This window comes from Rhizobium sophorae, from assembly GCF_013087515.1.
Lineage (GTDB): Bacteria > Pseudomonadota > Alphaproteobacteria > Rhizobiales > Rhizobiaceae > Rhizobium > Rhizobium sophorae.
On the sequence record NZ_JABFCN010000070.1, the window covers coordinates 135,570 to 158,390 of the forward strand.

Genomic DNA, 22,821 nt, shown 5'->3' on the forward strand with positions numbered 1-22,821 from the left:
TTTCTGATCACACCGATCTCGACAGCATAACATCGCCATCGGAAATGAAATCTATTGATGCCGATGCAGCGACAAAGGCTGTCGCATTTGTGGCAACTTGCCAAAAAGCAAAGTCGAGGACCCGCCGGGGTGGGTGACGGGTCCTCCGGTAGGAATGCTTGCACGTACGCAGATATGATTGCAGTAAAACTATGTATTGTCACGGATCATTATTGGGGCGATTGCTTTTCTCATAACTTGTTCGCTTTTTTGCTAACTACTATTCTGCTTAAATATCAAAATTTGTAATGCAAGTAACGATGTAGTCGCTACGCCGATTGAAGTGATGGTTTGTTAAATCTTTAGCTGTTTCAGCGGCCGGGCAGCGCCGGCGCCACCAACGGACGTACGGCCCGCAGGCATCAAGCCTCCTGCGACGAGGTCGCCGAAGAGCATTCGCCGGACCGATCGATCTCCGACAAGCGCCTGAACAATGCCTTGGTCCTGAAGCGTGACCAACCGCCCACTAAGGGGACAAGCGGGTCTATCTCTTCGAATTTTCTGAGATTCTTTTGCTTTTGTTCCCTAGCCGGCCAGACTTTCGATAACGCCTTGCGCGTGGCTCTCTTGGCTTTTGAGAGGATCAATTTGGCGAGGGTGCCGGAGGCGAGCATTGGGCTATGACGATAAATGTGTTTGAGCGAGGTCGCAGCGCTGCGCCAATCTTTCAAAGCAGCAAATTTTGAAAATGCATAAAGATGCGCCGACGTGCGGGCGTAACTGACGACCAAGGCCGGAAGCTGGGGATTGCGAGCGATACATTGCTCGGTCACGGCTAGAAGTGATCGCGCCATCCGCGACCTGTCTGAAGACATGGCTGCGGAATGAGTGCGATAGCCCACCAGACCCAACGGCACCGTCTCGATCTTGAAATGTTCAGCGGTACGGAGTTCGAAATCGAAATCCTCGCATCCTCCAATCCCCTTGCTGGCATAGCTTGGATCGTAGCCGCCGATCTTGTCGATAACCGCGCGGCGAACCATGAAGCCGCTGCCATTGCCGACAAAACGGAATACGAGATGACGGTTGAGAATGCTGTCACGGGCGTTCAGCGACGAACCGGATCTCGTGCAATATCCTTCGGTATCGATTAAGCGGTGAAGGGCATAGACTGCGCCCCAGGCCTCCGGCAGGGGATGGAGCGCCGCAAGCATTCTTTCGACATAGGTCGGATGCCATATGTCGTCCGCATCGAGGAAGGCGATATAGTCGGATTTTGATGCTTCGATTCCGGTATTGCGGGCCGCAGCGACGCCACGGTTTTCGGTCGACAGAATCCGGATCCTTGGATCGTCCGCGGCGAAGCGACGACAGATCGAGGCGGTGTCGTCCGTCGAACCGTCGTCGATGATGACGATCTCCAGCGCCTTGTGGGTCTGGTCGCTGACGGACTGGAGCGTCTGGGCAAGGTAGGGGCTGGCGTTATAAGCAGGGATAATGACGGCCACTTGAATGCAGGATGTGGTTGGCATCTCCATCGCCGTCACCCGAGCTTGGATGTGGGGGTGGGTGGGTTGAGATCGATCCGGTTCTTCATCAGCCTGGCCACAGCGGGCCGATGGCTAACGACGATCAGCGTTCTGCCAGGATCTTCTTTCATCGCCGAAAACACCTGCATCTCGGTACTTTCATCGAGCGCGCTCGTGGCTTCGTCCAGAATCAGGATTTGAGGCCGGCCCGCGAGCGCGCGCGCCAAGCCTATGCGTTGCCTTTGTCCGCCCGACAGCCGGATCGCCTCGTCGCCCAGCCATTCATCGAAGCCATCCGGCAGATTTTCGATGAATTCTGTGGCGCAGGCCACATCGGCGGCCCAGCGGATATCCTCCTCCGAGATATCGCGACGGAACCGGATGTTGTCGAAGACGGTGCCTTCCATTAGTTCGACATCCTGGCCCGACACCGAGAGCAGTTGTAGCCAGCTGGAGTGGTCGATGGTTGCCAGGTCCCTGCCGTCGACCGTGATCATGCCTTGTGTCGGCCGGTTGAGATCGAGAATCATGTTGAGAATTGTCGTCTTGCCGGAGCCGCTCGGCCCCGTCAGAGCCGTCGTCTCGCCGGCCCGGATCGAGAAGCTGAGGCGATGAACGGCCGGCGTGTTCGTGTGCTCATAGGTAAAGGAGACATCGCGGAAGACAATCGCCTCCGCCAGGCGGCTTACCTTCTCCCCTGGCGAGGTCTGCTTGATGTCATCCTTCTCTGAAAGCAGCCCCAGGACCTTTTGCAGGGACGCTTCCATCTCGTATAGGCTGAGAATCTGGGAATCAAATCCCTTGATATGCGGCTGAAGCCTGTAAAGAAGGATTGTGGCCGAGAGCGCAGCCTTGAAATCGACCGGCAGGAATTCCGAGGACAGAATGATCGTCAGGATGACCCCGAAGGTCAGTATCTCGCTCACAAGCGAGGTCGTCGCCCCCATCCAGTCCGATCGGCGCCAGGTCTGGCCTACTTCTCTGGAAAGCGCCTCGAAGAGTTGCTGATGGCGTTTCTCCAGGCCGAAGCTTTTGACGGCCTTCGCAGTCTGCAACGTTGTCCAGCTCAACTGCGTCAACGCTTCCACCGCAGCCACCGCAGAGGCGCCCAGACGCCGGTAGGCGCCGGCAAAGAAACCCAATGCGAAATTATGAATGAAGCCGAAGGCGAGCCCGAGCAAGGCGATCGGCCAGGCCATCACCACCATGCCGATGCCAAAGATCACGATCGTGCCGAAATTGACCCCCAACCGCACCAGGCTGGCATGCGCCGAGGACACTGCGTAGGATTCGGTGGCGATGACGTTGATCAGGTCGCTACGCTCATAGTCCTGAAATCGCTGAAACGGAATGGCCAAAACCTTGGCGTAGAGACGCTCCCGCATCCTGTCGCTAATTCGATGGTTGATCGCGCTCGCAATGAGCGAGTTGACGCATCCCAGAAAAATCCGCAGGAGGATGGAGCCGATGAGAATGCCGACCAGGATCGTCTTCGAAAGACTAAAGTCGATGTTGCCGAAAAAGGCTGGAAGCCATGCAATGGCGGAGCCGGTAACCGGGCCTTGCTGCCCGAGAAGAAAGACCAGGCTGACCAGAAGGGTTATCCCGATCATTTCCGAAAGGCCGGTGAGAATTCCGAGGATGATCATCACCGTCATCTTCAGCCGCAGCGCCGGCACGAGTTGCCGAAGCTCGCGGAACCGAGCCGCTACGATCAGGTTGTAGGCGGTGGTCGGCTTGGCGGATGCGCGTTTTCGAAACCTATTCATTGTCGGCCACCCGCGCAGCGATGGGGCTGGGCGCCTCGCTGGCCGGCAGGCCGGCGAAACGATCGCGGAAAGCTGTTCCGGCTTGCGGGATGGCCGCGGCGAAGCGGATTTTAGGCCGGGCCGGAGGCTTGCCCAGGGCGCGCCTCGCCATCCTTATGCCGTGGCGCTTTGCCTGCCGCCATCCCTGCTGCAGGCCGTGGACGATCAGTCGTGAGGGGTATTTGCTCACCATCATCGGCGCCAGCTTTTTGAGCTGCGCATAATCGTCGTCGAGAAACGCCTTTTTGAAATACCAGGAGGCGGTGTTGAATTCAGCCGTCCGGATGTCACGCTCAAGATGTGGATAGCGGGCGATGATCGGCGCCATCACCAGGGCGTGGGACTTCAGCATCCGATAGGCATTGCTGGACATGTTTCCCCTGGTGAAACGATAGCCGGTCAGAAAATCGGGTACCAGCGCGAAGGGCAGCGTTTCGGCGAGCGCCAGATACAGTTTCAGATCCTCACACCCCTCGGCGCCGTTGTCGCGCAGCCCGGCGTCATAGCCGCCGCAGCGAAGAATCTCCGCCCGCGGCATTAAGGGCGTGCTGCCATTGCCGATGAAGTTTTCCCGCAATAGCGGTTCGAAGATGTTTCCTTGATGCAGGACCGGGCGCGAATGGCCGAAAATGATGCCGTTTTCGTCGATCGCCGCATACCAATTATAGGCAACCCCGTTTCCATCGGGAAATTTCAGCACCGCCTCGAGCTGGAGTTCGATCTTGCTCGGATGCCACACATCATCGGCATCGACAGGGGCTATATAGAGGCCGCGCGCCTTCCTGACGCCGTGGTTGCGCGCCCGCGCAACCCCGCCATTGTCCTGACGGAGAACACGGACACGAGGATCGGCCAGGCTATAGTCGCTTGCAAGATCGAAGGTGCCGTCTCGCGATCCGTCGTCGACCACCAGGATTTCGAGCTTGTCGTAGGACTGGGCAGAGACGCTTCGCAATGTTTCGACAAGCGTCCTCTCGGCATTGTAAGCCGGTATGACGATGGTAACCAAGGGGGATGCTGCGGCAGTCATGGCTTTGTCATCCGATAAAGACTCCCGGCAGGCCGATGAGTTCAGGGAAGGCTTCAAGCGGGCGATCCCCGCGCACCTCGAAGCGCGGCAGAGCGAAGAAATTATCGGAGAAGGTAGCCTTCGCCGGGCGTGTCGTGAAGCCGACGCTATAGCCGGCAAGCGCCAGAATGCCCGGGACCCTGAAGTCTGTCCCGCCATAAGGAAGTGCGATCGATTCCACCGGGGCGCCCAGCCGGCTCTGCAGCGCGTCGCGCGATAACATGGCTTCGGCCAGCAGGGCTTCGTTGTCCATCGCGCTGGCGGGCGTGTGGGATGCGAGGTGAGAGCCGAAGCTGATGCCCTTTTGGTGCAATTCTTGAATATGCGACCAGGACATCAGCGGTGCAGGCTCTCCATGGGCGGAATCCCAATCTGACCGACCGCCGACTTTATCGGTCACCACGAACACGTCGGCGCTGAAATCATTCTCGGCAAGGATCGGGTAGGCGTTCGTCTGGAAATCCAGATATGCGTCGTCGAAACTCAGCATCACGGGCCGGCCCTGGATCGGCTTGCCGCTGCGCAGAAGATTTGCCAGGTTCTGCGCAGTCACGCTGTAATAGCCCTGTCGCCTCAGGAACTGCATCTGCTTGCGGAAAATCTCCGGCGGCGTGCGGAAGCGCCGGAGTGCGGCGGGGCCGTCCTCTGCGATCCTGTGATACATCAGAATGGGAACCGAGGTGGTCACCTCCGTCTGCCATGCCGCCTCGCGCCCGATGCCCACCGGTCCGCAGATGACGTGCTTTGCCACATCCGTATCCAATGGGGCTCCATGCGCTTCGATCCGCAGGGCGGGATCGGCCACGACACCTTTCCTGAATCGGTGGATGGCGTAAAGCTCGGTGTCGATCGTCTCTTCCAGGGCGAGGCCGGCCTGTGCGGCAAAAACCTGTTTGATCGTCTCGACACCGAAAGGATGGCCCCAATCGAAACCGGTTCGGCTGGGTTCGTCCTGGCGGATATGCGCGTGGGCAGTGATCAGGTAGCCGTCCGGCTTCACGGCTGCGGCCATCTTCCGGCAGACGGCCGCAAGCATCTCCTCATCCTTCATATAGTAGAGGACTTCGGAACAGATAACGAGATCCTGCTCGGGCGGAACATCGCTTTTGACGAAATCGAGAACGCGAAGCTCGACGTTGCCATGGTCGCGGCACCGCTTGATCGCCCTGTCGATCGCTCGCTGGGAAATATCGGTGGCTGTCAGCCGACCGACCTTTGGCGCCAGCTTCTCGGTAAAGATTCCTTCGGCGCAGGCGAGTTCGAGGGCCCTTTCGATCCCTTCCGGGATCAGGCTCAACGTCTGCGCATATTTGACTTGCTCGTAGGCCGAGATGTAATTCCACGGATCCGGGCGTTCGAACATATGCTCCCAGTATTCCTCTTCCGACTGAGTGGGAGCAGTCTGTTTTCCTTTCTGCGACCGTGGCTTGGGCGAGTTTCGAAACCGCGGTGCCAATCGATGTTCGAAATCCCGCAGGATTTCGGAAAGCCGGGCGTCATTGTCCTGTTTGTCGTTGGGCGCTGTGGCAAGGAGGGCACTGCGTCCGACGCGCACCAAAAGCCTTTCGAGACGCCCTCGCCGCCGACCGCTTTTGATGATCAGTCCGCCGAAGGCTCTGTAGCCGCGCAACGCCTCCTTTGTCCACGAACTGATATAGACGAGGGTGGGCGGCATCTGCAGATGTTCTTCTGCCTGCATCTCATGCATGATCAGCCTGATCTGCGCCCGGATCGAAAGATCGCCCCAGATTGGCCCGACAAAGGTGCCGACATGTTGTCCGTCGGAAAAGGCGTGCATGATCAGCGTGTCGGCTTGCTCCGCTTTGGAAATCCTGAAAAGTGCGCCGAGCTCGACGCTGACCACCTGAATATTGCCGAGCGTGAAGGATCGCAAAGGGTTGGCGGCGGATAGCTGCCAACAGGCGATCTCGATGATCTTGCGCCCGGTGCCGGGGAAGGAATGCTGCTCAATCAGGCGGATGAGCGAAAGAAAAGCCGGTTGCCATTTGTCGAGGGCATCAATGAGATCGCCAGGCCGGTCGGTCAATAGTCCAGTCCGCAAGCCGTGCATGATCACGTCGACAAGAAAGCTCTCATTGCCCGCCGCATCCGGTATTTCTGGCACAAGCGCTGCAAGGGCTGCGACGTCAGTCGTCGGACTGAGCCTAGCCGAAATGGCCCAGGAGAGCATGCGCAACTGGCTGAGGCCGGGCGTCATCCAGCCGGTCTGCGATCCTTCGGCCGATAGACCATGCTGCCCGCGCAGAGCTTCGGCCTTCGTGGTGACGGCTACGGCGTCACGCACCAGTTTGAACGGATCGCCGGATAGCGAGCCCGCTTTCATGCGATAGAAGGCGAGGCATTTGTCGACGCGGCGAAATTCGGCGCCTGCGAAGGCCATGCGCAGCCAAAGGTCCCATTCTTCGCCAGTCTGCAAGGTCTCATCCATGCCGCCTAGGTGCTCGAAAAGGCTTTTGGGAAAGACAACCGTGTGGATGGCGAGCGCACAAAAAGAGGAGAATTCGCGCTTGGCGGCATGGCCCGTCAGGATGGGCGGCTGTTCCATCGGCATCATGCGCCCGTCCGGGGCCACCCGGCGGTAAGCGCAAAAAGCGAGAACCGGTGGAGATGAATCCTCCGCCACCGGCAGCATGCTTTCGATGAAGGTCGGATCCAGCCAGTCGTCGGCATCCAGCATGCAGAGCAGGGGAGCGACCGCGAGGCGTGCGGCGTGGTTTCGCGCCGCGGCCGCACCCGCATTCGGTTGACGGGCGAGGAGAATACGGTTGTCCGGTTTTGCGATGCTCTCGAGAACCTCCCAGGTGCGGTCGGTCGAACCGTCATCGACGACGACGGCCTGCCAGTTCGAGCGCGTCTGCTGCTGCAGGCTGGCAAGACATTCGGCAAGCGTATCGGCTGCATTATAGGCGGGGATGAGGAATGAAATGTCAGGCGTCGCGGCGATCACCATGCGGGCCTCTTCCATCGCCGCAGAACATAGAGAGCGCCGTTTACGCTTCCGAGCATCTCCTGCTTCAGGAAGACGTCGTGCGACGTCGTGCCTTTGCGAAGCCGTCTTCGGACCCTTCCGGCGTAATATTTCGGAAACGAGAGCAGGATGCGCCGCAGATTGGCGTTGTTTCCCGTGTTCTGATACTGGACCAGCAGGGCTGCGACATGGCCACTCATATACTGGTAGATCTGTTTGGCGAGCCCCTTCATATCCTTTCGATGAAAGTGCCAGGCTACCGCCGTCGGCTCGTAGCGGCAGACATGGCCGTGATGGAGGAGCCGGTTCCAGTATTCGGAATCTCCTGAGCATCCGGCAGCGCCCATGTCCAGGCGGACATCGAACAGGCCGATCTCGTCGAAGACTTTGCGGCGGATGGCCTGACTTGCGCCGGCTCCTATCGTCCAGACCGGAGCGCCGTAACGTGTATCCCTGCGATAGAAGTCCTGATTGAAATCCTGCCGCAGATAGCCCCGGCCAAAACTCCAGTGCTTTTCGAAGATAAACTGTGCAGGCGTTGCGAGTTCTCCGGGAAGGACCAATCCGGTTACGCAGGCGATCTCCGGCAGATCGAAGCCCTTCATCAGGTTCTCCAGCCATCGCTCGTGGAGGACGACGTCATCGTCGGTAAAGGCGACGAATTCGGTTCTCGCCGCACGAACCGCCGCATTGCGCGCATAATCCAGCCCGACCCGATCTTCACGGACATAGGTTGCGCCCGATTCCTCTACCACGCGACGCGTTGCTTCGCCTGCAGAGGCATTATCCACCACGATGATCTCGACGGGGCTGAGCGACTGTTTGGGGATCGAGGCCAGGCAGCGGCGTAGTTCCTCCGGCCGGTCCTTTGTGCAAATTAGAATGCTGACGTCGCGGTTGCGCACAGGGGTTTGCGCGACCTGACGCGCATGCTCGAGAGTTTCTGGTCGCACGACACGCTCGGCGAGCGCCGCCGCCGACTCGGGCCTTTCGATATAAGCTTGTCCGACGGGAAGACCATCCGACAGAAAGACCACGAGCCCATCGGAGACCGGGGGCGAAACGGCATCCAGGTGAGAGGTGGCAAGCTCGAGATAGTGAATCGGTATGGGAAAACTTATATCCTTCAGATCGGACGGAATTGGTTCTCGCATCATCACTCTCTCAATCGCACCGTGAACATACGCCACCTGCATCCAGGACGCGAGCCTCGAAAGTCATCATGGTTTATTCTGCCGCGTGCGCCTTCATTTGGTCCCTGAACCAATCGAGCGTCATCGCCACGCCCTGTTCGTAGGAGATTTTGCACGACCACTCGGGCATGACATAGTACGCGTTGGTCAAGTCCGGCCGTCTGTTCGTGGGGTCCTGCGGCGGTGACGGCTCGAAGACGATCGGCACGCCGCCAACGAGTCTGGAGACATATTGCGCAACCTCGAGAACCGAAATCTCGCGATCATTGCCGACGTTCAGAGGCCCCTTGTAGTCGGTTTCATTCATCCAGAAATATCGCGCGAAACCATCGACAATGTCATCGACATAGCCCCAGCTGCGTGACTGAAGGCCGTCGCCGAACACGGTAATCGGGCGACCCGAAAGCGCCTGGGTGATGAAGTTGGAGACCGCGCGCCCATCGTCGGAGCGTGTCCGGGGACCATAGATGTTGAAGGGGCGAACGATCTTGACGTCGAGCCCTTGGGTACGCTGCATCTCGAACAGCAGCGACTCCGTGCACCTTTTGCTCTCGTCGTAGGACGAGCGCGGTCCGGTACAGTCGACCTGGCCTTTGTAGGATTCCGGCTGCGGCGACACCAGGGGATCGCCATAGACTTCGGAAGAAGAGGTGAAACCGAAACGTCCGCCCTTCTTCAGCAAGTCGAGCAACCGGAACGCCCCGAGAAGATTGGCGGAGATCGTCCTCTTCGGCTCCTTCATGTACCACGGCGGCGATGCGGGGGATGCAAGGTGATAGATTTCGTCGAATTTATCCGAGGTCTGCAGCGTCTCAACGTCGGATTTCACGAAGTGGAAACGGGGGTCCCTGATGTGCGCGATATTTTCGAAAAGCCCGGTCCAGAGGTTGTCGACAACGACCAGCTTCTGAATGTCCGTCCTAAGCAAAAGTCGATCACACAAGTGGGATCCGATGAAGCCAGCCCCGCCAGAAATCAATACGCTTTTCATTGCTTTGCGCCTCGTGACTTGAGATAAGGTACTTGTTTATTAGCATCGCCTGTAATGCATGACAATTACTTAGAAAAATTCTAAGAAATACTCGCGTATTAATGTTAATCGTTAAATCTACCTACTTTAAGGCGACGCGTGGTGCTGCCGATGCGGCGCTCGATACGAGCAGTTGCGCCGGAGCGGATGCCGCAGATGGTCGTCGCACGATCATCACGACCCGCCCGAACTCGACTATCCGTTCCCACGGCCGCGACAATCTGCGGGTTCGATCGAAGGAATCGGCATGGGTATCGAGAACCTCTCCAACGAGGTCCGGATCAGCTGAGGTTGCCTGTGGAAATGGGGGTCCTTGATGTGCGCTATATTTTTGAAAGGTCCGGTGCGAAGATTGTCAACAACAACCAGTTTCCGGGTATCACTATCTAAGTAAAAGTCGTCACATAAATGCGATCCAATGAAGCTGGCCTCGTTTCTCACATCATCTCGCCTCGTTACTTGAGAATATATTATTGTTATTACAGCGATCGAAAGTTTAGTATGGGCACGAAGTCCGGGGGTGGATCAGACTTTGGTCTGAATTCTCCCAGCGTCGTCGTCGTTCGAAAATCCAAACTATGGCGCCCGCGCGCCTTTTCAAGCGCCTCGGCAACGCTTTAACACATTGGATCTACCTCATTTTTTCCGAGAAGAGATTCCGGTTTTCGGACCGATGCGCGTGCACCGCTGGAGCGAACTCAAATCTGGATAAACCTGACACGGCCAACCGGTGCAGCGCTCTCTTGGCAGCCGTGCTGCGCAGCCCAGAGAAGCTGCGCGGCTTCGAACTCAGTTCCTCTTAGCGAGTTTTCGGTCAAGAGAGTCGTGAATGAGCGGCGCCATCACGTCCAGCTTGTCTTCCAGCGCGAAATGGCCGCTATCGAGAAGATGCAGTTCGGCATCCGGCAGGTCGCGAAGATAGGCGGACCCTCGCCAACGACCCGACCGGACCCTCAGGGGCGGCGTCTTCTGCCGGAAAATGATCGCTTTGACCGTTTGCGAAGCACCTATGAGCAACTGCTCGCGCACTAACGGTCGCTGCGAGCGCACTGCGTGGACAAGGTGAGATCTGACCCATTCAGAGTGCCAGAGAATAAAGCGCGACAATTGCCGGGCAGGGGGATCCGTTCCCAATCTTCTCAACCCAGGCTGCCGGCAAACCGTTTCGGATACCCTTCCCTTTCGAAGTGCTCGACGACGAAATCTATGAACACCCGCGTCTTGGAGGGCAGCAGGTTCCTGCTTGCATAATAGATCGAGATCGGGCCCGCATCGACCCACCAGGAAGGCAGGAGCCGAACGAGCCTGCCGCTCTCGATATCGGGCAGGGCGTCCGGCTTGGCGATCAATGTCACCCCGAGGCCGAGCAGAGCCGATGCCCGCATGGCGGCCGGATCGTTCAGGATGATTGTCTCCTTCAGTGAAACCGTCTGCAGCTCTCCGGCGGCATTGCGCATCTGTCGCTCCGTGATCCGCCCGGTGCGCAGCGATCTCATGACGATGCCGTCGAGTGCGGCCAGGCTGGAGGGGTCCGTGGGAGGCACCTGGTTTCGCATATAGTCGGGCGAGGCCACCGCGATAAGATGCGCCGGCGCGAGTGGGCGGGACACAATGCCTTGGGCAAGTTCGAAGCCGCCGCCGATGGCAGCGTCGTAACCTTCCGCGATCAGGTCGACCTGCCTGTTCTCGAACATCCATTCGGGCCGGATCAGCGGATACGCCTTCATGAATTCCGGCAGCAGCGGCAGAATATAACCGATGCCGAAGGTCGGCCCCATGCTGATCTTCAATATGCCGGCCGGCTTCGCCTGCTCGGTGGAGGCATCTGCAATGGCCATCTGGAGCTGTTCCAGGTGATCGCGGATCGAAATCAGGAAACGCTCTCCAGCCTCCGTCAGCGTCAGTTTCCGGGTGCTGCGATGAAACAGGCGCAGCTTCAGATTGGCTTCCAGGGCAGCGACGTTGCGGCTGACCCCAGCCGGAGTGAGGCCGAGGCGGCGGGCGGCTGCGGAAAAGCTTCTGAGCTCGGCGCTGCGGACGAAGGATTCAAGATTGGCGAGGCTCTCCATAGGTCTCTTTCAACAAATGCTTGAAACTCACTCGCAGAAATACCCGCTAATCATGAGGGAATAAATAGGCCATCTTCACCTCGTCGAACATCGAATAGCGGCCAGACTGCCTGACCCTGAATACATTATGGAGACATGACATGACCACTTTCGGCATCATCGGCGCAGGCAATATCGGCCGCGCAATCGCCACCGCACTCGCCCGTCACGACATCTCGGTCGTCCTGTCGAACAGCCGCGGCCCGGAGAGCCTCGCGGAGACGGTCGCGGCCATCGGCCCCTCCGTATCGGCGGGCACACGCGAGCGGGCGGCTTCGCAGGATATTGTCTTCGTCGCGGTCAACTGGTCGAAACTCCCGAGAGCGCTTGCAGGGCTACCCAACTGGAACGGCCGGATCGTCATCGACGCCAATAACCCGATCGAGGCGCCGCTCTTCAAGCCTGCGGAATTGCACGGCCGCCTCTCGACAGAAATCGTCGCCGATCTCGTGCCCGGCGCCCGCGTCGTCAAGGCGTTCAACCATCTGCTGGCGGATCTCGTTTCCCGCGATCCGCGTGCCGAAGGCGGCCAGCGCGTTCTCTTCTATTCCGGCGATGACGCCGCGGCGAAAGCCGAGGTCGGCGCGCTGATAGAGAGGCTCGGCTTTGCCGGCATCGACCTTGGGCCAGTTGCCGTCGGCGGCAAGCTCACCCAGTTCCCGGGCGGCCCGCTGCCGGCCCTCAACCTTGTAAAGTTTGCGTGAGCCGCATTGGAGAGACCATCATGTCCACGAACCCTGTCGATCTGGCCGTCGCATTCTTCGACCACTGGACGGCCAACCGCATTGATGAGGCCTTGGCGATGCTGTCGGCCAACGTCCTCTACGACAACGTCCCTTTCCCGAACATCATCGGGCGGGAGAACGTGCGGAAGTTTCACAAGGACTTCGGCATAGGCAGCACCTTCACCGTCGATTGGAAGGTGACGAACATAGCCGCATCGGGCAATGTCGTCCTCAATGAGCGTATCGATGTCTTCACCCACGAGGGCGGCGGCAAGATCACCCTGCCGGTCATGGGAACCATCACCATCGAAAACGGGATGATCACCATATGGCGCGACTATTTCGACCCCGGCGATTTCGACCGGCAGCTTGCGGCGATCAAAGGCTGAGGAAGGGCGGGAGCTGATACCAACGAAGGCGTTTCGCAGCGGCGCGGCGGACACGCCCTGACGATCAAGTTCAGCCGCGGGGCGATGTCGAGTTCGGTGACGTCGGAATGAGGACGGGAAGTGGAAGGCGTTCATCGTCTGCTTCCAGATCATGCGCGATCAGAACCAGGTCATCGACATGATGGGGTATGCCGCAAATCCATACTTGAACACCAGGTTCAACGTCGTTCCCGGCGTCTGTCCGCTCAATCTCATGGAGAAGCGGAAGACGTTGGGCCGGCGTTCGGCTGAGAACTTGCAGTACGTTCGGATTGTCTGGCGTGTGGCGGTACCAGGAAATCGAGGAGACCGTCGCCCCGTAGGTCGACGGTTCTCTTTTCCAGAATGTCACCAAGCAGGGTCGTCAAAAATTCGGCTGTCAGATGGTTCCAGTCTGTGATGAACGGAACACACCCCTGCTGCTCGTGAGGCATTTCTCCTTGTCGTAATCACAGTGAAGCTTGACGATATCGCAAGATGAGATGGGAAAAATGGCAGTTGATCCAAATGCTGGTTGGCCGGCGGATAGGTCGCTTCCCGCAGGAATATGGAGGCATCGGATTTTCTCTGAAACATGAGCCCCAGGCACGATTGCGATTCCTCGAGCTGGAAATAATTTCCGAAAACGAATATTCGTGCGTCATCCGAATGGCTTTTCATCCAGGAAAGAAGCTCAAACCTGAAGGGGTTGACGGTGTACTCGAACGGGCGAAGGCTCGTGAGGAAGATCGCTGTGGATCTCGGCCGCGATTGCCGTCGCATCAAGCCTCGATGATCGAGGTCAGCCCTTCGGCCGCACCGCAAACCGGCTGGCATCGAACGGACCTCTGGCGGCGACCGGGGCGACATCCTCACCTGACGTTGCGACATTGACCTCGCGATGAACCGTGCGGGGGGAGACGCGAGGCGCGCTCAATCCAATTGCTTCGCCGGGAGAATGCAGCGCCCATGTCATTAGCGCCGCGTCGGAAGTCGATCCAAGGAAAATCGGCTCTTCCCAGGAAGCGGTCATGGGCAGGGAGGCGATCATATCGGCACCCCGCCTGGAGGTCTCCTGTGCAGCAACGAGGGGATGGAAGCGAGCGTGGGCCGGCAAGGCCGACGTCTGTCTCTCCGGAAGTGCGGCAATCGGGCCGATCGACGCAGTCTCCAGCTTGTCGTCCTCGTCCGCCTCGTGCTCGAGGGCGGGCGGGCGCATCGCCGGTATCGGAATCGAGAGAGAGGACAGATCCGGAGCGGATGGTTTTTTATCCTGCTCGACCGCGCCGGTTTGCAACGCGAGCGCGTTCAATGCGCGGCTTTTCGGCGTTGGCAGAAGTGCCGTTACGAGCTTGCTCTCCGTGGTGTCGCTGCGCGACGTGGTCGAGGGTCCTGCGTCTTCGTCTTCTCCAGCTGTGCTGGCGATCTGGATCGAGGTGGTGCTGACGCGTTTCCTGTGGTTCGCAACCGCCTGATTATATCCAGGCAGGGGCCGGCCGTCGGCCGGAAGATGTATCGTCTGCCCATTCGGGAATATTCGGGCGAGTTCCTGCCGGGACATGCGGGGCCAGGCCCTGACGTTGCCGACGTCGAGATGCACGAAGGGCGATCCCGAGGTCGGATAATATCCGACGCCGCCGACCTGCATCTGCATCGCAACGGCGCGCAGCGTCGAAAGCTTCACGCCGGGAACGTAGAAGTCCATCGCCTTGCCCAGCATGTGCTGGCTCTTCTTGGCGACGCCCGTGCTGCGCGAGCGGTTGCGGAGCATGTTGTTGGTGGCCGGGGAGCGATAGGCGGAGACGACGTGGATGTAATCCTTGCCGCCGCTGCGCTTGTATACTTCCCAGACCAGGTCGAGCAGCCGGGGATCCATTCGGGTCGGCTCGTTCCTTCGCCAGTCGCGCAGAAACCGGTTGATCTGGGCAAGGCCCCTTGAATCGAACTTTCCATCCCGCTTGTAGGTAATCGTGGCCCTCTCGCCCGTATGGGTAAAGAACAGCTTCAGGGCACGATCTTCCGCAGAGGCAAATGATGCGGAGCCGACAAGTGCCGGAAGCGCAAACAGAGCCGGCAGAATAGTCTTCGCTCCGAAGCGTTTTGCGCGCGACAGGAGCGTAGCAATGCCGCCCAAGGCTGCGCCCGACAATTCTTGCACTGGATACTTCAACACCAACAAACCCGTCCTACACCAAACACTCGACGACGGGCGGGAGACTCCGCATCCATCACGCTCAATAAAGCCAGCTTATGGTCAATAAATTCCTAACGAGGGGATGAGTAAGCTCGGTGCCCGTCATCGAGGTGGCATTGCCGCCGTAGTAGAATTGCTGCTGGTTCTTTGGTTCGGCGACTGCTTGGGTTCTCCAAATAGATCTTGCCAGAAGAACCCCGCTAATAGCCAGATTGACTAGTGACCTTGCCAGTTGATAGATGCGGGTGTCGGCTCTCGGCTCTACGGGCGAGGAGCCCTCGTTGGAGAAGCCCATTCATGACTGTTTCGGTAATGCCAAGTTCAACACGGGCTTCCCGACTCGTAAGTGTCTTTGCAGCTTCGACGAGAATTTGGTGTGCGTTCTCGGCGTCGAAGTGAACGCAACCGTGCGACAGCTTGGACTCGCCGATCAGCCCTGCATCCCGCAAGAGATGAACGATCCGTTCCTCGTGCAAGCCGTATTCGAAGCCCCGCAAAGTTCCTACTGGCAGAGACAAGACGCCGAGGCCCGCATCCGTGAGGTCTTGGATGCAGCAAAGGCACGGGGCACCCAGAGAGTCCTCGATGCTGACGGCAGATTCCTGGTGACCTTCGAGCCTGTGAAGAAAACCCTGGAAGAGCTGTTCGCACAGCCCGGTCCGCTGTCTGACGACGACGTGACCCTTCGCAGACGAGCGAGCGCCCCTTTCCACACCACATTGACCATCTTGTGGAGACCAGCGACGTGGCTGGTGAGATTTAGATGGTCAGTACCCATGGTGTCCGAAAGCGACATGCCGCCACTCCGGCACGGCCGCGCATGGAGCGCGGCCGTTGTCCTCCCCCGTCAATGCGCCATGAATATTGGCATGCTGCTTTGCTCGATCATGTTGCGCGTCACGCCTCCGAAGAGCGTCTGCTGCCAGCGAGGGTGATTGTATGCGCCCATGACGATCAAGTCGGCATTCACATCCGTCGCATGCTGCCTCAAGATCTCGTCAGCCCTGTTTCCGCCGCTGGCCACACGATCCACCTGAACCTTGACACCGTGACGGGAGAGGAAGCTCGCGATGTCGGCGCCTGGTTCTTCTCCATTCACCCGCTCTCGCGAGACTGGATCGACCATCGTCACGTAGACGCAGTCAGCCATCTTCAACAGATCTAGGGCCTGCCTTGCGGCACGCGATGCCTCGTCGCTCGAATCCCACGCCAGTACGATCGATTTGGAAGTGGAAGAGAGCGGCCGCCGTCCGCGGTTGATGATGACCGGCGTCGGCGTCTGGAATAGAGCGCCATCCATGACCCGTTTCTGGAGTTCCTCGTCCTTGCAGGCTTGGCGGCCGACGAGTACGACGTCGGCATAGAGCGCCCGTTCTGCAATGTCCTCCCGGGCAAACGCGAATTCCGTATAGACGTCCTGCACGTCGTAGGACAGACCGGTGCGCGACAAGTTTTCCTTGATCTCTTCGGCTTTCTTGACGAGTTCCTCGATTTCGCGCTGGCGTTCGTCGAGCCAGACGGTCGACAGGGAGTTGTATCCTCCCGTCGTTGGCGACGCGCCCATGCAGATCACGACCGCGGTGAGATGCGCTCCGGAGGCTCCGCAAAACTCAACGGCGGCCTTCAGGTCTTCGTCGAAATATTTGGAAGTCAGGATACTCAATACCGTGCGAATGGACATTTCGGTCACCTCTCTTGTTGAATATCGAAAGAATAACGGCACTTGCGCTGACGTCTTTGATCTTCGTCAAGCAACGCGGGATGAACGATCGCGGCGTCTCCGGGAGAAGAACTTGTCGACCTCGGTCACGAGAACGAGGGAGCTCGCCATCAGCATGCTGAGACCCCATTCAAGAGGCGTGATCGGCGAAAGGCCAAGAGTTCTGCTAAGCCATGGCACGTACATCGCCGAGATGTGGATCGTCTGTGCCGCGAGCACGCTGAGGAGCAGGAAGCGGTTCCGAAGGATATCGATGGAGAATATCGATCGTCTTTCGGAGGAGCATGCCAGCGTCTGGACGTTCTCGAACAGCACGAAGATGAGAAGGGTTATGTTACGGGCTTCGGGAGCGCCATATCCATGCGCAATCATCCATTGGAAGGCGAGGAACGCTGCTCCGCCGATCACGATCGTCGATTGGACGACGCGCCGGATCATCGTCCGGTCGAGGATGGGCTCGAGCGGAGAACGCGGCGGCCCCGCCAACTCGTCTCCTTCCGGCCTTCCGCCGGCAAGGGCAACGTCCTGGATGCCGTTTGTCACGAGATTGAGCCATAAGAGCTGAACAGGGAGGAGTGGCATGGGGAGGCCGAATGGCAGCGCGAGCATGAAGAGCAGGACTTCGGCGGCGCCCGTTGCGACCGTCATCAGCACCACCTTGCGGATGTTGCGATAGGCCGCCCTGCCTTCGGCGATCCCCGTGACGATGGATGCAAAGTTGTCGTCCGTGACGACGAGATCGGCGCTTTCCTTCGCCACCTCTGTTCCCCTGAGCCCCATTGCAACGCCGACATGCGCCTTCTTCAAAGCCGGACCGTCGTTCACACCGTCTCCGGTGACGGCGACAATGTGGCCGTTGCGGATTAGGGATCCGACGATCGACGATTTCTGCGCCGGCTGCACGCGGGCATAGATGCGGGCTCCTCTCGTAATCTCGTCCAGCCGTTGGTCGCCCGCTCGTGCAGCTTCATCGATATCGTGGCCCGAAACCACCTGGCTGGCGTGAAAGTTCAGGCCGGCATCTCTGGCAATCGCGGCAGCGGTCCGCGGGTCGTCCCCGGTTACCATTACGACCTCCACGCCGGCCGCGCGGCAGTCTTTCATAGCCTTCGGTACTTCAGGTCGAACCGGATCCTGCAGTCCTGCCAGCCCCAAGAACACGAGATCGACAAGGTGACCGTGTCCGAAACTTCCGGCGAGGGACGCGCCGATTTCCCCTTCGGCGAACGCGAGCACCCTGAGGCCTCGAGTGGCCATTTCTTCCTTCTGCGCCAAAAGCGACGCACGGTCGATTTCGACTACGTTTCCTGCGGAGTCCATGCGATCAGACATTTCTATAAGCACCTCCGACGCCCCCTTGACGAAGACATGGATCCGATCGCTGCCGTGGTGGAATGATGCAGCGTATTTGTGCTCGGGCTCGTAGGCGATCCTTGCCGCCAGCGGGTATCGGTCGTTCAGCTCTCCCTGTGCCAGCCCCGCCTTTCGCCCAGCTGCAAGAAGCGCCACGTCGACCGTGTCTCCGGCGGCGACCCAGAGATCGTCATGGCGAGCCAGGGTTCCTTCATTTGCGAGCAGTGCAGCGCGTAGCAGCCTGCGCGCTCTCTCGCGGACAAGGTCGCTGTCCAGGCCGCTCGCCCTGATCTCGCACTTGTCGAGATCGGCATGGGCGTCAAAGGCGATGTCCGTTCCGTCCGGCAGGCGAATTCGGTCACCGTCTGTACGTTGCTCGTCAAGGTCCCCGTCTTGTCCGTGGCGATGATCGTGGTCGAACCCAGGGCCTCCACGGCCGGCATGCTTCGGACGATGACGTTGCGGGCGGCCATCCGCCGCATGCTGACGGCAAGCGCGACGGAGATGGCGATCGGAAGCCCTTCCGGAACAGCGCTCACTGCCAGACCTACGGACATCATGACAAGATCGTGCAAAGGGAGGCCCCGCATGAAGCCTGCTAGCACCAGCACCAATGCTGCCAACCCTACGAAAACCGCGAGCGCGTTCGTGAACTTCGCTAGACGGGCGACGAGCGGGGGCTGCGACGAGCTGGCTCTTCCCAACTCGACGGCGATGCTGCCAAGCATCGTCGCGGGGCCTGTAGCGGTCACAATGCCTTTAGCTCGCCCGCGCGTCACCAGGGAACCTGCGAGCAACAGCAGGGAATTGCGGTTTTCATCCGACGAGCCTTCGACCGCCCGCCCTTTGGGGACTGGCATCGACTCGCCGGTCAGAAGCGACTCGTCGCACCGAAGGTCGCTCGCATCGACAAGCATCAGATCGGCAGGGACCCTGTCGCCGGATTCCAGAAGAACGAGATCGCCCACCACCAGCCGCTTGGCCTCGATCTTGCAAGCCGCGCCGTCCCGGATGACCCTCGCCGACGGCTGCTCGAGCTTACGAAGGGCGGCGGCCGCTCGATCCGCAGAATACTCCTGATACGTGCCTATGCAGGCATTGATCAGAAGCACGACGAGAATGAACAGGGCGTCTTCGATCCTGCCGGTCGCAAACGAGAGCGCCGACGCCAGCAAAAGAATGTAGATGATCGGGTTGCGAAATTGAACGAGGAAGACCTTCAGCGGCGATGGGGGCTCAGGCTCGGGCAGCGTGTTTGGCCCGAGCTTGGCAAGGCGTTGCTCGGCCTCGACGCTCGTCAGTCCGCTCGCCTTGGGCGTTTTGGAGGCGGGTGTCTGCGCCGTGAGATTCATCATGGGCTCCGGTCTTGTCGCAACGATTTCATTGAAAGCTCACGAGACAGCCTATGTGCACCCGCGCACGGGGCATTGACCGGGATCAAGGAGTTTCGATCGGACTGAGATATGCTGCAGACGATTTGTGGGCCGCGGCATATGCGGCCACAGCGTTTCGAAGGCGGTGCGTTTGGATCGGTGTTCCGACGGCGTCGCGTGTGGACCCAGATTGATCCGGCAAGATTGAAAGGCGATTAAAATGAATAAAAGCTCGGTGCAGACGGTGTTGCAGACGATGAAGGAGGACCTTGTTCGTCGTCTCGGAGCGATCGACGCAGATCTCTGCGTCGCGCTCGAGAAGGACAGCGAGGAACGCGCGACCCAGGTTGAGAACGACGAAGTTCTTCGCGAGATGCAAGCCGAGGGGCGCGACCAGATCGCGGCCATCGACGCGGCGATCGAAAGGCTCAACGACGGCACATACGGGAAATGCGTCAAATGCCATCATCCGATCGGCAAGGAGCGGCTGACTGCCGTTCCCTATACGCCGTTCTGCATCGATTGCGCAAAATCGTTCCGCTGAGGCTTCTGGATTGATGGGAGGGTGAGAGGTGGCTACAGCGGCGGCTTGGTGGGCTGATAGGTGGACGCACCCTCAGGGCAGCCTCTCGCGTCTGACGGACGGGAGATCCCGGTCCGGCCTTCTGGTGCTGTCGTCGCTTTTTGCACTTATGATCGCATTTGCCTTCTATCTCGCGGGCAACGGCCTTGGATTCAAGTCAATCCTCATCGGCTGCACCAGTCTGATCCTCGCGGCCCTTTGCGTTGAGATCGCCAAGAAGGTGCGAAATGGGGAATACGGCCTGGACCTGATCGCGGCCCTGGCGATGGGGTCCTCCTTGTGGTTCGGCGAATATCTTGCCGGCGCGATCGTCGGTCTCATGTATTCCGGCGGTCAGTTTCTGGAGGTGTACGCACATCGTCGCGCCGACGAGGGCATGTCGGCTTTGCTGGCGCAAGTTCCGCGGACGGCCCTGCGGCTTGACGGAACCGGTTTCCAAGAAATTTCGATCGAGAAGATCGCGGTCGGTGACGTGCTCCTGATACGCAAGGGCGACGTCGTACCGGCCGACGGGGCGCTCGTCGGCGAAGTCGCGACGATCGACCAGGCGGTGCTGACCGGAGAGCCTTTCCCGGTGCGCATCGTCAGGGGTGGCAACATTTCGAGCGGCGCTACGAACGAGGGCGATGCGATTGAAATCCGCGTTCTAAGCCGCGCCGAGGACAGCACCTATGCCGGTATAGTCAGGCTCGTGGAAGCATCGAGACGTTCCAAGGCGAAGCTGATGCGCCTAGCCGACCGGTTCTCAGTGTGGCTCCTATTCGCCACGATCGCGGTCGCGGGAGGCTCGGCATTCATGTCCGGAGACATGTCGCGGATCGTGGCCGTCCTGGTCGTCGCCACGCCCTGTCCCTTGATCCTGGCCGTACCCGTCGCACTTGCGGCCGGCACTTCAAAAGCCGCCAAGGAGGGCGTTCTGGTGAAGGGTGCCGGACCTCTCGAGGCACTCGCCCAGGCCACCGTGGCGGTGTTCGACAAGACGGGGACGCTCACTGCGGGACAGCCGGAAGTCGGGCACATCGAGGGACCGGGACATCCCGACAGGATCCTGCGGCTGGCCGCCTCGCTGGACCAGGCGTCGGGGCACGTGGTCGGACGCGCGCTAGTAGACGAGGCGCATAGACGTGGGTTGGTACTGAGCCGCCCATTGGAGGTTACCGAGACCGCGGGATCCGGAATTTCCGGGATCGTCGATGGCGTGCGTGTCGGCGTCGGAGGAGACACGTATTTCGGAGAGGCGCCGCCGGCCGGGCCGAACGGGTCAGGCAGTGCAATGCGTGTAAAGGTGCTGTTTGACGGCACGCCGGCTGGCACGATCACGCTCGAAGACCGGCTTCGCGAAGATGCTGTCCAACTCGTCGCCCAGCTTAGGGCGTCGGGAATCTCTCGAATAGTGCTGGCTTCTGGTGACGAGTTGGCTATCGCGACAGCCATCGCTCGCTCGCTTGGCTTGGACGACGTCGCAGCGAGGCTCGCTCCCGCAGACAAAGTCGCAGTCGTCGAAAAGGAGCGCGTCCACGGGAAAGTGCTGATGGTCGGCGACGGCGTGAACGACGCGCCAGCGCTGGCGGCAGCCGACGTCGGAATTGCGGTCGGCGTCGAGAACCTTGCGGCGGCCGCGGAGGCTGCGGATATCGTGCTCGTCCGGGACGACCTCACCAAGATAGCGACGGCGATTGGCATTGCGCGTCGTTCCCGCAAGATCGCGCTTCAAAGCGTCTATACGGGCATAGGTCTCTCGCTCATCGCAATGGGGTTTGCGGGAGCGGGATACCTTCCGCCGGTCGGCGGCGCGTTGCTTCAGGAGGCCATTGACGTGGCGGTCATCCTCAACGCCCTTCGCGCCCTCTAATGGGCGAGAAGCACTGGTAGCACGGCCTTGACCAGCAGTTCCCGAGTGACTCCGCCGAGGATGAATTCACGAAGTCTCGAATGGCCAAACCCGCCCGCGATCAATAGGTCCGCCTTTCGTTCCAGCGCGGCCGATTGGATGGCGGCGGTCGCGGTCTCTCCGCCTGCCTGAAGCGATACGTCTTGCACTTCGAACCCCGAGTGCTTCAAAGAAGAGATCAGGAGCGCGCGGTTGGCGTCGTCGATCTCCTTGTCGTCGGTGATCGAGATGACCTGCACCTTGGTCGCGCGCTCGATGAAGATGCGGGCGCAGGATAGGGCACGTGCCGCGGTGGCGCTGCCATCCCAGGCAAGGGCGATCGTGTCCACACGAGAGCAGACGCTGGTCGCAGGAAACAGCACTAGGGGGCGGCCGCTTCCGAACAGCAGCGTCTCGGAAAGCTGTCGGGACAATTCCGAAGCCTCGACGATGGAGAGGTCGTGGCACCTGGCAATTTCGGAAAAGCGCTCATAGACGAACGGTTCCCTGACCTCGAATCCGTGGATTCGCACCTCGAAGCCAGTCTCCGAAACAGCGTGGGTGAGATGTTCCCGCAGCGAAGTCCCGCTGTCCCGGCTATATCGCTCTGCTTGTCCCTGCCATGTGTCGACATCGATAACGGTGGGAAAGGGCGGATGGACCTCGGGGATCCGGACTTGCGGGATACTGGCGACGAGATGGGCGTCATTCTGCAAAGCGAGGCTGATAGCATTGTCGATTATGGCGAAGGAACTCGCGTCGGGATAGGTCGACAACGGAAGATGGAACTGCGGCTTCATGCTGGCCTCCTGAGGTTAAACTGCCGTCATGATGAATGCCGCAGAGAGAGTTCGCATTGCGCTTTGTCAAGGCCGCGGCGCAACGAAGCTC

General features: G+C 59.6%; 15 protein-coding genes and 2 pseudogenes. 5 read left to right on the plus strand and 12 right to left on the minus strand.

All coding sequences use genetic code 11. The annotated features are described in order from the left end of the window. Positions 1-401: 401 nt before the first annotated feature. The 8 genes and pseudogenes from G9X64_RS34785 to G9X64_RS34820 form a co-directional block, all read right to left on the minus strand. Complete coding sequence (locus G9X64_RS34785) at positions 402-1,526, minus strand: glycosyltransferase family 2 protein (protein WP_168309389.1); 1,125 nt, start codon at positions 1,524-1,526, stop codon at positions 402-404. Beyond that, entirely contained in the window at positions 1,523-3,277 is a 1,755-nt protein-coding gene (locus tag G9X64_RS34790) for an ABC transporter ATP-binding protein (protein ID WP_168309390.1), read from the minus strand. The genes G9X64_RS34785 and G9X64_RS34790 overlap by 4 nt, the downstream gene beginning before the upstream one ends. After that, positions 3,270-4,346 (minus strand): glycosyltransferase family 2 protein, encoded by a 1,077-nt coding sequence (locus G9X64_RS34795; protein WP_168309391.1) that lies wholly within the window; start codon positions 4,344-4,346, stop codon positions 3,270-3,272. The genes G9X64_RS34790 and G9X64_RS34795 overlap by 8 nt, the downstream gene beginning before the upstream one ends. Before the next feature lie 7 nt (positions 4,347-4,353). Then, the gene (locus G9X64_RS34800) at positions 4,354-7,356 is read right to left on the minus strand and encodes a trifunctional glycosyltransferase/class I SAM-dependent methyltransferase/polysaccharide deacetylase (RefSeq protein ID WP_168309392.1); all 3,003 of its coding nucleotides are present in this window, start codon (positions 7,354-7,356) and stop codon (positions 4,354-4,356) included. Next, the gene (locus tag G9X64_RS34805) at positions 7,350-8,570 is read right to left on the minus strand and encodes a glycosyltransferase family 2 protein (protein ID WP_168309393.1); all 1,221 of its coding nucleotides are present in this window, start codon (positions 8,568-8,570) and stop codon (positions 7,350-7,352) included. The genes G9X64_RS34800 and G9X64_RS34805 overlap by 7 nt, the downstream gene beginning before the upstream one ends. Positions 8,571-8,601: 31 nt before the next feature. Next, entirely contained in the window at positions 8,602-9,558 is a 957-nt protein-coding gene (locus G9X64_RS34810) for an NAD-dependent epimerase/dehydratase family protein (RefSeq protein WP_168309394.1), read from the minus strand. Between the two features lie 828 nt (positions 9,559-10,386). Next, a pseudogene (locus G9X64_RS34815) lies at positions 10,387-10,521 on the minus strand (alpha/beta hydrolase); the annotation flags it as partial. Between the two features lie 215 nt (positions 10,522-10,736). Beyond that, entirely contained in the window at positions 10,737-11,666 is a 930-nt protein-coding gene (locus G9X64_RS34820; protein WP_168309395.1) for a LysR family transcriptional regulator, read from the minus strand. A 140-nt stretch (positions 11,667-11,806) separates the two neighbouring features. Here G9X64_RS34820 and G9X64_RS34825 point away from each other — a divergent pair, with 140 nt between their 5' ends. Continuing rightward, positions 11,807-12,409: an NADPH-dependent F420 reductase gene (locus G9X64_RS34825; protein ID WP_168309396.1), complete on the plus strand. Its 603-nt coding sequence runs from the start codon at positions 11,807-11,809 to the stop codon at positions 12,407-12,409. Between the two features lie 20 nt (positions 12,410-12,429). Next, on the plus strand, positions 12,430-12,819 hold the full coding sequence (locus G9X64_RS34830) for a limonene-1,2-epoxide hydrolase family protein (RefSeq protein ID WP_168309397.1): 390 nt from the start codon (positions 12,430-12,432) through the stop codon (positions 12,817-12,819). Positions 12,820-13,639: 820 nt separating this feature from the next. Here G9X64_RS34830 and G9X64_RS34835 read toward each other — a convergent pair. Continuing rightward, entirely contained in the window at positions 13,640-15,016 is a 1,377-nt protein-coding gene (locus G9X64_RS34835) for a peptidoglycan L,D-endopeptidase MepK (protein ID WP_168309398.1), read from the minus strand. Between the two features lie 296 nt (positions 15,017-15,312). Here G9X64_RS34835 and G9X64_RS36915 point away from each other — a divergent pair, with 296 nt between their 5' ends. After that, positions 15,313-15,966: a hypothetical protein gene (locus G9X64_RS36915; RefSeq protein WP_246271163.1), complete on the plus strand. Its 654-nt coding sequence runs from the start codon at positions 15,313-15,315 to the stop codon at positions 15,964-15,966. On the opposite strand, the gene G9X64_RS34845 is transcribed toward G9X64_RS36915, so the two are convergent. Both G9X64_RS34845 and G9X64_RS34850 read right to left on the minus strand, forming a co-directional pair. Further along, the gene (locus G9X64_RS34845; RefSeq protein ID WP_168309399.1) at positions 15,879-16,712 is read right to left on the minus strand and encodes a universal stress protein; all 834 of its coding nucleotides are present in this window, start codon (positions 16,710-16,712) and stop codon (positions 15,879-15,881) included. The two genes, G9X64_RS36915 and G9X64_RS34845, sit on opposite strands and share 88 nt — an antisense overlap. Positions 16,713-16,778: 66 nt before the next feature. After that, positions 16,779-19,459, minus strand: a pseudogene (locus G9X64_RS34850) (cation-translocating P-type ATPase). Between the two features lie 238 nt (positions 19,460-19,697). Between G9X64_RS34850 and G9X64_RS34855 the strand changes: the two are divergent. Then, the gene (locus tag G9X64_RS34855; protein WP_168309401.1) at positions 19,698-20,021 is read left to right on the plus strand and encodes a TraR/DksA family transcriptional regulator; all 324 of its coding nucleotides are present in this window, start codon (positions 19,698-19,700) and stop codon (positions 20,019-20,021) included. Between the two features lie 28 nt (positions 20,022-20,049). Continuing rightward, entirely contained in the window at positions 20,050-21,912 is a 1,863-nt protein-coding gene (locus tag G9X64_RS34860) for a heavy metal translocating P-type ATPase (protein ID WP_168309402.1), read from the plus strand. Here the strand turns inward: G9X64_RS34860 and G9X64_RS34865 are convergent. Beyond that, on the minus strand, positions 21,909-22,730 hold the full coding sequence (locus G9X64_RS34865) for a universal stress protein (RefSeq protein ID WP_171378341.1): 822 nt from the start codon (positions 22,728-22,730) through the stop codon (positions 21,909-21,911). The genes G9X64_RS34860 and G9X64_RS34865 overlap by 4 nt on opposite strands. Positions 22,731-22,821: the final 91 nt, after the last annotated feature.

Coding starts and splice junctions, on each gene's coding strand:
- G9X64_RS34790 (WP_168309390.1), bottom strand. CDS start 3,277: ATGAATAGGTTTCGAAAACGCGCATCCGCCAAGCCGACCACCGCCTAC.
- G9X64_RS34795 (WP_168309391.1), bottom strand. CDS start 4,346: ATGACTGCCGCAGCATCCCCCTTGGTTACCATCGTCATACCGGCTTAC.
- G9X64_RS34800 (WP_168309392.1), bottom strand. CDS start 7,356: ATGGTGATCGCCGCGACGCCTGACATTTCATTCCTCATCCCCGCCTAT.
- G9X64_RS34805 (WP_168309393.1), bottom strand. CDS start 8,570: ATGCAGGTGGCGTATGTTCACGGTGCGATTGAGAGAGTGATGATGCGA.
- G9X64_RS34810 (WP_168309394.1), bottom strand. CDS start 9,558: ATGAAAAGCGTATTGATTTCTGGCGGGGCTGGCTTCATCGGATCCCAC.
- G9X64_RS34820 (WP_168309395.1), bottom strand. CDS start 11,666: ATGGAGAGCCTCGCCAATCTTGAATCCTTCGTCCGCAGCGCCGAGCTC.
- G9X64_RS34825 (WP_168309396.1), top strand. CDS start 11,807: ATGACCACTTTCGGCATCATCGGCGCAGGCAATATCGGCCGCGCAATC.
- G9X64_RS34830 (WP_168309397.1), top strand. CDS start 12,430: ATGTCCACGAACCCTGTCGATCTGGCCGTCGCATTCTTCGACCACTGG.
- G9X64_RS34845 (WP_168309399.1), bottom strand. CDS start 16,712: ATGTCCATTCGCACGGTATTGAGTATCCTGACTTCCAAATATTTCGAC.
- G9X64_RS34855 (WP_168309401.1), top strand. CDS start 19,698: ATGAATAAAAGCTCGGTGCAGACGGTGTTGCAGACGATGAAGGAGGAC.
- G9X64_RS34865 (WP_171378341.1), bottom strand. CDS start 22,730: ATGAAGCCGCAGTTCCATCTTCCGTTGTCGACCTATCCCGACGCGAGT.